Raw genomic sequence first — 12,323 nt, 5'->3', positions numbered from 1 at the left:
CCGTCGGTCCGGCCGCACCCTCCCGGGTGACGTCCCTCCCAACGAAAAGACCTCCCGGGGTGCGGGAGGTCTGCGCGACGAGGAAGTGCTCTCGTCGCGCTACACGATGATGATCGCGGTGGTGGCCGCGTCACGGAACGTCACGGGCCCAGCGTGGCACGGGGCCGGACCGGCGGCCAGCACCCGTCCACATCGTGGCGGTGCCGGACGGCTCGATGCCACCGGGTCCTCGTACGGTGGCGGGATGAGGTACGGCCTCGAGCTCCCCTGCGGAGGCGACGACGTCCCGGCCGACCTGCTGGTCGAGCTGGGTGTCGAGGCCGAGCGCGCCGGCTGGGACGGCGTCTTCCTCGAGGACTACCTGGATTACCACCGCGGTGAGGACCCCTCGACCTCCGACCCCTGGCTGGTCCTCGCTCTCGTGGCGGGACGGACGCAGAAGGTCACGCTGGGGACGACGGTCACCGGGCTGCTCGCGCGGGACCCCGTCGGGCTCGCCCGGGGGGCCATGACCCTGCAGGCCCTCTCCGGCGGCCGCGTGGTGCTCGGGGTGGGTGCCGGCGACCCCGGCGACCGTGGCGCAGCGCTGAACCCGTTGTGGGACACCACCCGCGCCCGGGGCGGCGGCCCGGCGGGCGGCCCGCGCCGACGGTGTCGTGCCCTACAAGCTCGCCGACACCGGGCGGTGGAGCGACCACACGACCGAGGACGTGCTCCGCCTGCGCGAGGCGGTGGCGCGCCGCCGTCGACGCCGCGGCCCGGTGCGGGCCACGAGCCGGGGTCCGGGCTGACCGTCCGGGGCGGGGGCGGTGCTCAGGCTCGCACGGGGAGGCCGGCCGCCGCTTCCCACCACGGGTCGAGGCCGGGCGGGTCCGCCACGTCGACCCGGTCGCCGACGCGCGGGACGGCGACCGGGACGCCCTCAGTCGCCGCGGCGACGAGCAGGCGCTCGACCGGCTCGGCCCACGGGTGCGGGGCGAGCACGAAGGTGCACCAGTGGATCGGCAGCAGCAGGCCGCCGCCGAGCTCGACGGTCGCGCGGACGGCCTCCTCGGGGTCGAGGTGGATGTCGCGCCACGCGGCGTCATAGGCACCGACGGCCATGAGCGAGACGTCGAACGGGCCGTGCTCGGCCCCGATCCCGCCATACCCGTCGAAGTACCCGGTGTCGCCGCTGAAGAACACGCGCCCGCCGGGGCCGCCGAGCACCCACGAGGCCCAGAGCGTCCCGTCGCGGCGCAGGCCGCGACCCGAGAAGTGCTGCGACTCGACCGCGGTCACCCGCACGCCGCGGACGTCGTGTCCCTCGCCCCAGTCGCACTCGACGACCCGCGCCCCGGGCACGCCCCAGACGTCGAGGTGCGCGCCGATGCCGAGCGGCACGACGAAGACGGCGTCGGTGCCGGCGGCGAGCGCCTGGATGGTCGCCATGTCGAGGTGGTCGTAGTGGTCGTGCGAGATGACGACGGCGTCGATGCGCCCGAGCGCCTCGAGCGGCACGGGGGTCGCGTGGAGGCGTCGGGGGCCGACGTGCTGGCTCGGCGAGCAGCGCTCGCTCCACACCGGGTCGAGCAGGAGGCGGACGCCGTCGAGCTCGACGAGGGCGCTGGCGTGACCGAACCACGTGACGTGCAGGCCCTCGGTCGCGGGCTCGCGGTGCGCGCTGACGACGGGGATGGGCCCCGCCGGCCGGCGCGTCTCGGCGTTGGCCCGGTAGCGCTCGAGCACGTCGCGCTGGCTCGTCGGCATCGACGCCGTCCCGCGGCGGCGGTTGTGGAAGGCGCCCGCGCGGTAGTGCGGCGAGCGCCGCATCCGCTCGAGGCGGACCCCGTCCGGTCGTGCCCCCATGGCGGCACCCACGCCGCGCCCGGCGGCGGCAAGGGCCCCGAGGGCGCTCGCGGCGCCGGCGGCGACGGCCAGTCTGTTGAGTCGGCTCACCGGCCCATTGTCACCCCGGCGACAGGCAGTGGCGGTCTCGTCCACCCTGTCGAGACGATGTCGGTCAGGGCCGGAGCGCCGCCACGTCGGCCGCCGCGCGGACGAGCGCGACGAACAGGTCGGCGAGCTCCCCCTCCTCGGCGTGCCACTGCACCCCGAGGCGGAAGCGGGCCCGCGGGTCCTCCATCGCCTCGAGCGTCCCGTCGCCGTGCCACGCCGCCGGCACCCAGCCCGACCCCTCAAGGGAGGACGCGAGCACCGCCTGGTGGTGGTAGGTCGGCACGTCGAGCGGCAGCTCGCCGACGACGGACGCGAGGAGGCTCCCCGGCACCGGGTCGACGTGGTGCGAGGTGTAGACGCCGGGGCTCGGGCAGTGCGCCTCGTGCCCGACGCGGTCCGGCAGGTGCTGCTCCAGCGTCCCGCCGTCCGCGACGGCCATCACCTGCATCCCCCGGCAGACGCCGAGGACCGGCAGGTCGACCTCCGCAGCCGCCCGGACCAGGGCCGTCTCCCAGGCGTCGCGGTCGGGCCGCGGCGCCTGGGAGGTGGGGTGCGGCTGCGCGCCGTAGCGGCCGGCCTCGACGTCCGCTCCCCCGGCGACGACGAGCCCGTCCACGCGCTCGAGCACCGAGCGGGCGAGCGCCCCGTCGACGTCGGGTCGCGGGGGCAGGACGACGGCCACCCCACCCGCCGCCTCGACCTGCGCGACGTACCGGTGCGGCAGGACGACGCTGCGCTGCCCCACCCAGGGGTAGCGGTCGACGTCCTCGACGTAGCAGGTGATCCCGATGACCGGGCGGTGGGTGGGCACGGCCGGGCTCAGAGCGGCGTGACGTAGGCGCCCGAGATGCCGCCGTCGACGAGGAAGGTCGAGGCGGTCATGAAGCTCGACTCGTCCGAGGCGAGGAAGAGCACCGCGTTCGCCATCTCCTCCGGCTCGCCGAAGCGACCCATCGGCACGTGGACGAGGCGGCGCGCGGCGCGCTCGGCGTCCTTGGCGAACAGCTCCTTGAGCAGCGGCGTGTTGACCGGGCCCGGGCAGAGGGCGTTGACCCGGATGCCCTCGCGGGCGAACTGCACGCCGAGCTCGCGGGTCATCGACAGGACGCCGCCCTTGGATGCGGAGTACGAGATCTGCGACGTCGCCGCACCCATGACCGCGACGAAGCTCGCCGTGTTGATGATCGAGCCGCCGCCCTGCTCGCGCATCATCGGGATGACCGCCTTGCAGCAGAGGTACACCGAGGTGAGGTTGACCTCCTGCACCCGGCGCCACGCGTCGAGGTCGGTGTCGAGGATCGAGTCGTCGTCGGGCGGGCTGATCCCCGCGTTGTTGAAGGCGATGTCGACCCGGCCGTGCTTCTCCTTCGCCGTGGCGAAGAGGGCGTCGACGTCGTCCTTGGACGCGACGTCGCAGTGCACGTACGTGCCGCCGATCTCGGCGGCGAGGGCCTCGCCCGCCTCGTCCGCGAGGTCGGCGACGACGACGGTCGCGCCCTCCTCGGCGAAGCGACGCACGGTCGCGAGGCCGATGCCGGAGCAGCCGCCGGTGACGACGGCGACCTTGCCCGCGAGCCTGCCTGACATGTTCTCTCCTCGGTGCTGGGTGGTGCGGTGGGTGGTCGGGTGGAGCGGCGCTCAGTCCTCGGTGGAGATGAAGACGTTCTTCACCTCGGTGAACGCGTCGAGGGCGTCGGGCCCGAGCTCACGGCCGATGCCGCTCTGCTTGAACCCGCCGAAGGGCGTGGAGTAGCGGACCGACGAGTGGCTGTTGACCGAGAGGTTGCCCGCCTCGATGCCCCGCGAGACGCGCAGGGCCCGGCCGACGTCCCGCGTCCAGATCGAGCCCGAGAGCCCGTAGGCGCTGTCGTTGGCCATCGCGACGGCCTCCGCCTCGTCCTCGAACGGCAGCACGGCGACGACCGGCCCGAAGACCTCCTCGCGCCAGATCCGGTCCTCGGTGCCCGAGGGCAGGACGACGGTCGGCGGGTACCACCAGCCGGCGCCCTCGGGGGCGCTGCCCCGGAACGCGACGTCGACCGCGTCGTGCCCGTCGGTGCCGTCGACGTAGCCGCGGACGGTCTCGCGCTGCCGCTCGCTGACGAGCGGGCCCATCTGCGTCGCCTCGTCCCCCGGGTCGCCGACGACGACGTCGCGGACGGCGGTCTCGAAGCGCTCCATGAACGCGTCGAGGACGCTGCGCTGCACGAGGATCCGGGTGCGGGCGCAGCAGTCCTGGCCGGCGTTGTCGAGGAAGCTCATCGGGGCCGCGGCCGCCGCCTTGTCGAGGTCGGCGTCGGCGAAGACGACGTTGGCGGACTTGCCGCCGAGCTCGAGCGTCACCCGCTTGAGGTGCTCCGCAGCGCCGCGCATGATCCCCTGCCCGACCCGGGTCGAGCCGGTGAAGGCGATCTTGCGGACGTCGGGGTGGGTGACGAAGCGCTCGCCGACGACGGCGCCGGCGCCGGGCAGGACCTGCAGCACACCCTCGGGGAGGCCGGCCTCGAGCGCGAGCTCGCCGATGCGCATCGCCGTGAGCGGGGTGAGCTCGGCCGGCTTGAGCACGACGGTGTTGCCGGCGGCCAGCGCGGGGGCCATCCCCCAGCCCATGATCGGCATCGGGAAGTTCCAGGGGACGATGATGCCGACGACGCCGAGCGCCTCGCGGAAGGTCACGTCGAGGCCGCCCGCGACCGGGATCTGCCGGCCGAAGAGGCGTTCCGGAGCGGCGGAGAAGTAACGCAGGACGTTGACGACGTTGCCGGCCTCCCAGCGGGCGTTGCCGATGGTGTGCCCCGCGTTGCGGACCTCGAGCCGCGCGAGCTCCTCGGTGTGCTCCTCGACGAGGTCGGCGAAGCGGCGCAGGAGCATCCCGCGGTCGGCGGGCGCGACGGCGCGCCAGGCCGGCCCGACCTCGACGGCCCGCGCGACCGCGGCGTCGGTCTCCTCGACGCCGGCCAGGGTGACCGTGGTGACGACCTCCTCGGTCGCCGGGTCGATGACGTCGTGCGTGGTGGTGCTCATCGCTGGGTGCTCACAGCCTCTCGAATCCGCGGACCCGCTCCCAGTCGGTGACCGCCGCGTTGAACGCGGTGATCTCGACGTCGGCGGCGTTGACGTAGTGGTCGACGACCTCGTCGCCGAACGCGGCGCGGGCCACCGCGCTGCCGGCGAGCAGGTCCCGCGCCTCGGCGAGGGTCGTCGGGACGTGGTCGTACTCGCCCGTGTAGGCGTTCCCCTCGCAGACCGGGGGGAGCTCGAGGCCCTCACGGATGCCGTGCAGGCCGCCGGCCATCATCGCGGCCACCGTGAGGTAGGGGTTGACGTCCCCGCCCGGGACGCGGTTCTCGACGCGCAGGCCGGCGCCGTGGCCGACGACGCGCAGGGCACAGGTGCGGTTGTCGGTGCCCCACGCGACGGCGGTGGGGGCGAACGAACCGGCAGCGAACCGCTTGTAGGAGTTGATGTTCGGCGCGTAGAAGTACGTCAGCTCACGCATCGTCGCGAGCAGGCCGGCGAGGAAGTGGTCGAAGAGCTCGGAGCGACCCCCCTCGCGCTCGTCGTCGGCGAAGACGATCTCCCCGTCGGTGCCGCGCAGCGAGAGGTGCACGTGGCACGAGTTGCCCTCGCGCTCGTCGTACTTCGCCATGAAGGTCAGCGACTGCCCGTGCCGGGCCGCGATCTCCTTGGCCCCGGTCTTGTAGACGGTGTGGTTGTCGCAGGTGCGCAGGACCTCGTCGAAGAGGAAGCCGACCTCGTGCTGGCCGAGGTTGCACTCCCCCTTGGCCGACTCGACGGTCATCCCGGCGCGGTACATCTCGTTGCGGATCTCGCGCAGGACCGGCTCGACCTTGCTGCCGCCGAGGATCGAGTAGTCGACGTTGTACCGGTTGGCCCCGGTCAGGCCCTGGTAGCGGCGGTCCCAGGCGCTGTCGTAGGAGTCCTCGAAGAGGATGAACTCGAGCTCGGTGCCGGCGAAGGCGCCCCAGCCGCCCTCCTGCGCCGCGGCCACCTGCTTCTTGAGGATGGTCCGCGGCGACTGCACGACCTCGCCCGAGCCGTCGAGCCACGACAGGTCGCACTGGACGGTGACGGACCCCGGGTGCGCGGGGGTGCGCCGCAGGGTCGAGAGGTCGAGGTCGAAGAACATGTCGCCGTAGCCGCGCTCCCACGACGAGATCGCGTAGCCCCCGACGGTGTTCATGTCGACGTCGACGGCGAGGAGGTAGTTGCAGCCCTCGGTCCCGCCGTCGAGGACGTGCTCGAGGAAGAAGGCCGCGTGGATCCGCTTGCCCTGCAACCGTCCCTGCATGTCGGTGAACGCGACGATGACGGTGTCGACGGTGCCGTCGGCCACGTCGGTCCGCAGCTGCTCGAGGGTCAGGCGCGGCGGTCCGCCGAGGTGGGTCGGGGTCGTCATGGTCGTCCTCCCGGTCATCCGATGAGCCCCCGCAGGAGTGCGGAGGTCGCGTCGCAGTGTTCTTCCATGGCGGTCCGCGCGTCGTCGGCCGCCCCGGTCAGGATGGCAGCGACGACCGCCCGGTGCTGGTCGTGCGAGTGCTGGATGTTCTTGCGGAGCACGGGGATCGCCGTGAGCAGCTCGCCGAGCGCCGCCTGCGCGCGGGTGACCGCCTCGATGAGCATCGGCGAGCCGGACACCGTGGCCACCGCGAGGTGGAGACGGCTGTCCGCGAGGCGGTGCGCCCCCGGGTCGACGGCCTCCGTCGTCTCGCGCAGGCACGTCTCGAGCCACGCGCGCTGGTCGCCGGAGAGGTCGCGGGTCGCCGCGAGCCACGCGGCCCCCGGCTCCACGACCCGCCGGAAGTCGAGCGCGTCGAGCAGGGTCGCCCCCCGCCGCACGGGCCCTCCGCTGCCGGGAGCGGGCGCGGTGTAGGTGACCACCGACCCGCCGCCCCGGCCGCGGCGCGTGGTCACGAGCCCGGCGTCGCGCAGGGCGGCAATGGCGTCGCGCAGCGTGCCGCGCGCCACGCCCATCCGCTCCGCGAGCTCGCGCTCGGGCGGCAGCTGGTCGCCGTCGAAGAACACGCCGAGCCGGATGGCCGTCGCGAGCTGCTCGACGGTCGTCTCGAAGGGGTTGCCCGGGGTCTGCCGGAGGATGGCCGACGGCAGGTGGGTCACGAGGGCGGGGTCGCCCATGCTCGGTCCTCCTTCCCGGACGGCGACGCCGGGGGCGTCGTCGGCAAAGGTCCCTTTCCGGACCTTTCGTGGCGTCGAGTCTGTCACGGCGTCACCGTCCGCGCCGTCCGTGGGTCGAGGGGCGGACGCCGGGACACCGTGAGGGGCAGCCGCTCCCCCGCCAGGTCGACCTCCCAGCGGCCGGTGCCGAGCCACCCGTCGTCGGCGGAGCCGGTCGCCTGGTCCCCCACGAGGGCGAGGCCGACCGACGCCCCGACCGTCGCGCCCCACGCCGCGCTCGTCACCTGCCCGGCCGGCACGTCGTCACGCAGGACGAGCTCGCCGCCCCACAGCCAGGCCTGCGGCTCGGCGCACACGAGGGAGACGACCCGGCGCGCCGGGCCGCGACTCCGGCGCTCCTCCAGCGCCGCCCGCCCGAGGAAGTCGGAGCCGCCCGCGAGGTCGCAGGCGAAGAGCAGGCCCGCCTCCAGCGGGGTGACCTCGGGGGTCAGCTCCCGCCCGAAGGCCCGGTACCCCTTCTCGAGGCGCAGCGCCTCGATCGCCGAGTAGCCGGCCGGCACGACGCCGAGGTCGGCGCCCGCCTCGAGCAGCGCGTCGTGGACGACCGCCGCCTGCTCGGTCGTCACGTAGAGCTCCCACCCGAGCTCGCCGACGTAGGTCATCCGGGTGGCGCGCACCATCGAGCGGCCGAGCGGCAGGACGCGCGAGGTGCCGAACGGGTGCGCGGCGTCGTCGAGGGGGTCGGGCGTGAGGCGCGAGAGCAGCTCGCGCGAGCGCGGACCCATGACCCCGAGCACGGCGTAGGCGCTCGTAACGTCGACGACGCCCGGCCGGCCGACGCGGTGGCGCCGCAGCCGGTCGAGGTCGCGCTCGGTCGTCGCGGCGCTCGAGACGACGAGGAACTCCTCGGGCGCGGTGCGGGTCACGGTCACGTCGGCCTGGTACCCCGCGCGCTCGTCGAGCATGCCCGTGTAGACCGTGCGCCCCACCGGCACGTCGACGTCGGCCGTGCACGTCCACTGCAGGGTGGCCAGCGCGTCGGGGCCGGTCACGAGGTACTTGCTGAACGAGGTCTGGTCGAAGACCGCGACGGCCGAGCGGGTGGCGCGCTGCTCCGCGTCGCACCAGTCGGCCCACGCCGGTCGCTCCCACGAGTACTCGAGCCGCGGTTCCTCCCCGGGCGGCGCGAAGGCCAGCGGACGCTCCCACCCGTTGCGCGTCCCGAAGACCGCGCCCAGCGCGGCGACCCGGTCGTGCACCGGCGAGCAGCGTTGTGGCCGACCGGAGGTCAGCTCGCGGTTGGGCCACGGCACCGCGTAGTGCAGCCCGAGCACCTCGACCACCCGAGAGCGCAGCCACGTCGGGTTGGCCGCCACCGACGGGAAGCGGCGCAGGTCGACGGCCAGCAGGTCCGAGGTCGCTTCCCCCGCGACGACCCACTCGGCGAGCGCCCGACCTGCGCCGCCCGCCGACGCGATGCCGACGGAGTTGAAGCCGGCGGCGACGAAGAACCCGCCGCACGCGGGGGCCTCGCCGAGGATGAACTGGTTGTCCGGCGTGAAGGACTCGGGCCCGTTGTAGAACTTGCGGATGCCCGTCTCGGCGAGCACCGGGAGGCGGTGGACCGCGCTGTCCATGAGCACCGAGAAGTGCTCCCAGTCCTCCTCGAGCAGCTGGAACTCGAACGGGTAGGGGATGTCCTGCGGCGCGACCCACGGCTTGGCCTCGGGCTCGAAGCCGCCGACGAGCAGGCCCCCGACCTCCTCCTTGACGTACGTGTAGCCGTCCGGGTCGCGCAGCACCGGCAGGTCGCGGTGCACGCCCTCGACCTGGTCGGTGACGACGTAGAAGTGCTCCGCCGAGTGCAGGGGCACACCGACGCCGGCCATCGCCCCGACGAGCGGCGCCCACTGGCCGGCCGCGTTGACGACGACCTCGCACTCGACCTCGCCCCGGTCGGTGACCACGCCGGTGACGCGCCGCCGGTCGCCGCGCTGCTCCAGGTGCAGCCCGGTGACCCGCACCCGCTCGTGGATGCGCACGCCGAGCTGCCGCGCCCCGCGGGCGAGCGCCTGGGTGAGGTCCGCCGGGTCCGCGCGCCCGTCCCCCGGCAGCCAGATGGCGCCGACGAGGTCGTCGGTGCGCAGCAGCGGGTAGCGCTCCTTGGCCTGCGCGGGGGTCAGCAGCTCGCACTCGAGGTCGTAGGCGGCAGCGCTCGCGACCGTGCGCCGCAGCTGCACCATCCGCTCGGGGGTCCGGGCGACGGTGAGGCCGCCGCAGACGCGGTAGCCGGTCGAGAGCCCCGTCTCGGCCTCGAGCCGGCCGTAGAGCTCCGTCGAGTAGCGGACGAGCCGTGTCGCGGCCTCGCTGGCGCGCAGCTGCCCGACGAGCCCGGCTGCGTGCCAGGTCGTGCCGCACGACAGCGTGCCCTGCTCGAGGACGACGACGTCGGTCTCCCCCAGGTGCGCGAGGTGGTAGGCGACGGAGGCGCCGATGACCCCGCCACCGACGACGACCACCCGTGCGCGGGAGGGCAGCTCGCCGCTCATGATCCCGCCGCCCCGGCCAGCAGCCGTTCCCAGCGCGGCCCTCCGGCGAGCTCCCGCGCGGCGTCGAACTTCTCCGTGGCCCACGCCCGGAAGTCGAAGTCGATCTCGCCACGTCCCTCCTGGATGACGCCCCACAGCGTCCAGCCGTAGCGGGCGAGGAAGCCCCAGAGCTCGGCCCGCGCCGCGTCGCCGGGGTCGCGCCGAGCGTGGTAGACCGCGCACAGCTCGGCGAGCGCCTCGTGGTCGAGGCCGGCCTCGGCGGCCGCGTTGCCCAGCTCGAAGGACGGCTCGTTCATCCCGGAGTACTCGTAGTCGATGATGCGCAGGTCGCCCCCGTCGTCGAGGACGTTGGCGGCGAGCAGGTCGTTGTGGCAGGGCACGAGCGGCTCGGGCCGCGCGGCGAGGGCGGCCTCGGCGCGCTCGGCAACGGGCTCGAGGTCGTCGTACCCGGGCGGGAGCGCGAAGCCCTGCTGCTCGACGACCCGGCGGTACTCCCGGCGCAGCGCGGTCATGTCGAAGCGGCCGACGAACCCCGGCGCGGAGTGCAGCCGGCGCAGCGCCGTCGCGAGCCGGGGCAGGTTGGCCGCGACGTCGGCGTCCCCCCACGTGCGCCCGGGCAGGAAGGCGACGACGAGGATGCCGCGGCCGCCGAGGTAGTCGACGACCGGCGCCCCGACCCCGGTGCCCGCCGCGGCGAGGGTGTTGACGAACTCGGCGTGCCGGTCGACCCCGAGCAGCCCGGTCCCGGGGTCCGAGAGGCGCACGACGACGTCGAGGCCGGTGCCGGTGCGCACCCGCAGGTTGGTGTTGGTCAGCCCGCCGGGCAGGCGCGTCACGTGGCGCGCCTGCCCGGCGAGGACGGGGATCCCGTCGAGGACCTCGTGGTGACCGGTCACGGAGGGGCCGGTCACTTCAGCGGGTCGCCGGGCTTCCAGTCGTGCTCCACCCCGCCGTGGGCCGTCTTGCCGTGGTGCTCGAGCGCGATCTCGTCGGCGCCGGTCATGCCCTCGGGCAGGTCGATCGTCGTCTTCGGCCCGGTGAACCACTTCTTCGCCGACAGGTGCCACCCGACCCACAGCGCGACGAGCGTGCCACCGGTGAGGATGGGGGCGTAGTTGACGAACTTCCAGCTGAACTCGTCGTTCAGCGGGTTCGCGGCCGGGGTGAACGGGAGGACGAAGTACACCGACACGACCGCGATCTCCGCGACCGCGAGCGGGGCCATCCACCGCCACTTGCTGCCGAGGTTCCACCGGCCCTGCTGGAAGGAGTCACCGGCCTTCCACCGCAGGTAGATCGGGATGGCGAAGGCGAGGTAGAGGCCGATGACGGCCACCGACACGACGGCGTAGAAGGCCACCGGGACCGGGGCCCCGTTGATGTCGACCTCGACGAGCGCCGGGAGGGTGATGATCGCGGCCACGACGGACGAGACGAGGACCGCGTTGGCCGGCACCTTGCGGCTGTTGAGCCGCGCCCACCGGGAGGCACCCGGCACCGCACCGTCGCGGCTGAAGGCGAAGAGCATCCGGCTCGTCGAGGTCATGCAGGCGGTGGTGCAGAAGAACTGGCCGATGCTCGCGATGAGGAGCACGGTGCCGGCCCAGCCCGACGAGAGCGCCTGGTTGAAGATCAGGGCCACGCTGCCACCGCCCTCGGTGACCGCCGCGGGGTCCTGGACGGCGAAGAGGAAGGACAGCAGGAGGATCCAGCCACCGATGGCCGAGTAGAAGATCGAGCGCCAGATGCCCTTGGCCGCACCGTCGGCCGCGCCCTGCGTCTCCTCCGAGAGGTGGGCCGAGGCGTCGTAGCCGGTGATCGTGTACTGCGTGAGGAGGAAGCCGAGGGGCAGGACGTAGAACCAGAAGCCGAAGCCCTCGGTGTCACCCCCGGCGAGCCCGCCGCTGTTGTTGACCCGCATCGTGAAGACGTCCGCGACGCTCATGTGCTTCTCGGGGAGGAACACGAGGATGAGGATGACGGCCGCGGCGCCGACCACGTGCCACCACACCGAGACGTTGTTGAGCAGCGCGAGGAGGTGCCCGCCGAAGATGTTGACGAGCGCGGTCAGCACGAGGACGACGAGGAACATCCAGAACACGCGCTGGAGGCTGTAGCCCGCCGCCCACGACTCGCTCATCGTGCTGAACGACAGGTCGAAGAACGTCGCGGCACCGTAGGCGACCGATGCGTCGACCGCGAGCAGGCCGATGAGGTTGAGCCAGCCGGTGTAGTAACCCGCCTTCGCGCCACCGAGCTTGGCCGCCCACCAGTAGATGCCGCCGGACGTCGGGTAGGCCGACACCAGCTCCGACATGCACAGGCCGATGACGAGGATGAAGGCCGAGATGATCGGCCAGCCGATCGAGATGGCGATCGGGCCGCCGTTGTTCCACGCCTGGCCGAAGGTCGTGAAGCAGCCGGCGAGGATGGAGATGATCGAGAAGGAGATCGCGAAGTTGGAGAAGCCGGACCAGCTCCGGTTCAGCTCCTGCTTGTAGCCCAGCTCGGCGAGGAGGGCCTCGTCGTCCGAGTGGCCTTCGGTCGTCCGGGAAACGCTCACGTGCACCTCTTGGTGTGCAGAAGCGGACCGCGGGGGTCCGGGGCGGATCGAGTGGTGCACAGACAACACCCGGCGCTCCGGCGGTGTCAATGGTCCGTTCAGGAACCATTGATCGC

At 73.4% G+C, this 12,323-nt stretch carries 10 protein-coding genes and 1 pseudogene; 2 read left to right on the top strand and 9 right to left on the bottom strand.

Annotation, left to right across the window (positions count from 1 at the left end):
• Window positions 1-106: 106 nt before the first annotated feature.
• A pseudogene (locus IG69_RS23270) lies at window positions 107-565 on the top strand (LLM class flavin-dependent oxidoreductase); the annotation flags it as partial.
• Between the two features lie 91 nt (window positions 566-656).
• Window positions 657-791, top strand: a complete 135-nt coding sequence (locus IG69_RS23115) for a hypothetical protein (protein ID WP_281174728.1) — start codon at window positions 657-659, stop codon at window positions 789-791.
• Window positions 792-813: 22 nt separating this feature from the next.
• On the opposite strand, the gene IG69_RS0109370 is transcribed toward IG69_RS23115, so the two are convergent.
• The 9 genes from IG69_RS0109370 to IG69_RS0109330 form a co-directional block, all read right to left on the bottom strand.
• A complete protein-coding gene (locus tag IG69_RS0109370; RefSeq protein ID WP_030527904.1) occupies window positions 814-1,938 on the bottom strand; it encodes an MBL fold metallo-hydrolase in 1,125 nt (374 codons plus the stop codon).
• A 64-nt stretch (window positions 1,939-2,002) separates the two neighbouring features.
• Entirely contained in the window at window positions 2,003-2,749 is a 747-nt protein-coding gene (locus IG69_RS0109365; protein ID WP_030527903.1) for a gamma-glutamyl-gamma-aminobutyrate hydrolase family protein, read from the bottom strand.
• Window positions 2,750-2,757: 8 nt separating this feature from the next.
• The gene (locus tag IG69_RS0109360; RefSeq protein WP_030527902.1) at window positions 2,758-3,525 is read right to left on the bottom strand and encodes a 3-oxoacyl-ACP reductase; all 768 of its coding nucleotides are present in this window, start codon (window positions 3,523-3,525) and stop codon (window positions 2,758-2,760) included.
• 51 nt (window positions 3,526-3,576) lie between these two features.
• Window positions 3,577-4,962: an aldehyde dehydrogenase family protein gene (locus IG69_RS0109355; protein ID WP_030527901.1), complete on the bottom strand. Its 1,386-nt coding sequence runs from the start codon at window positions 4,960-4,962 to the stop codon at window positions 3,577-3,579.
• A gap of 10 nt (window positions 4,963-4,972) precedes the next feature.
• Window positions 4,973-6,358: a glutamine synthetase family protein gene (locus IG69_RS0109350; RefSeq protein WP_030527900.1), complete on the bottom strand. Its 1,386-nt coding sequence runs from the start codon at window positions 6,356-6,358 to the stop codon at window positions 4,973-4,975.
• A 14-nt stretch (window positions 6,359-6,372) separates the two neighbouring features.
• Window positions 6,373-7,095: a FadR/GntR family transcriptional regulator gene (locus IG69_RS0109345; RefSeq protein ID WP_030527899.1), complete on the bottom strand. Its 723-nt coding sequence runs from the start codon at window positions 7,093-7,095 to the stop codon at window positions 6,373-6,375.
• 83 nt (window positions 7,096-7,178) lie between these two features.
• Complete coding sequence (locus tag IG69_RS0109340; protein WP_036829638.1) at window positions 7,179-9,644, bottom strand: GcvT family protein; 2,466 nt, start codon at window positions 9,642-9,644, stop codon at window positions 7,179-7,181.
• Complete coding sequence (locus IG69_RS0109335; protein ID WP_036829748.1) at window positions 9,641-10,540, bottom strand: phosphotransferase; 900 nt, start codon at window positions 10,538-10,540, stop codon at window positions 9,641-9,643. Before IG69_RS0109335 ends, IG69_RS0109340 begins: the two co-directional genes overlap by 4 nt.
• A gap of 11 nt (window positions 10,541-10,551) precedes the next feature.
• Window positions 10,552-12,207 (bottom strand): amino acid permease, encoded by a 1,656-nt coding sequence (locus IG69_RS0109330; protein ID WP_084696704.1) that lies wholly within the window; start codon window positions 12,205-12,207, stop codon window positions 10,552-10,554.
• Between the last annotated feature and the right edge of the window lie 116 nt (window positions 12,208-12,323).

Origin of the sequence: Phycicoccus jejuensis (genome assembly GCF_000720925.1) — a bacterium.
GTDB classification, from domain to species: domain Bacteria; phylum Actinomycetota; class Actinomycetes; order Actinomycetales; family Dermatophilaceae; genus Phycicoccus; species Phycicoccus jejuensis.
The sequence above is the reverse complement of the archived record's forward strand: the minus strand, read 5'-3'. Positions and strand labels throughout refer to the sequence as shown.

Bases quoted from the DNA above. Each gene is read 5' to 3' on its own strand.
- IG69_RS0109345 (WP_030527899.1), bottom strand. From the start codon at position 7,095: ATGGGCGACCCCGCCCTCGTGACCCACCTGCCGTCGGCCATCCTCCGG.
- IG69_RS0109360 (WP_030527902.1), bottom strand. From the start codon at position 3,525: ATGTCAGGCAGGCTCGCGGGCAAGGTCGCCGTCGTCACCGGCGGCTGC.
- IG69_RS0109355 (WP_030527901.1), bottom strand. From the start codon at position 4,962: ATGAGCACCACCACGCACGACGTCATCGACCCGGCGACCGAGGAGGTC.
- IG69_RS0109340 (WP_036829638.1), bottom strand. From the start codon at position 9,644: ATGAGCGGCGAGCTGCCCTCCCGCGCACGGGTGGTCGTCGTCGGTGGC.
- IG69_RS0109350 (WP_030527900.1), bottom strand. From the start codon at position 6,358: ATGACGACCCCGACCCACCTCGGCGGACCGCCGCGCCTGACCCTCGAG.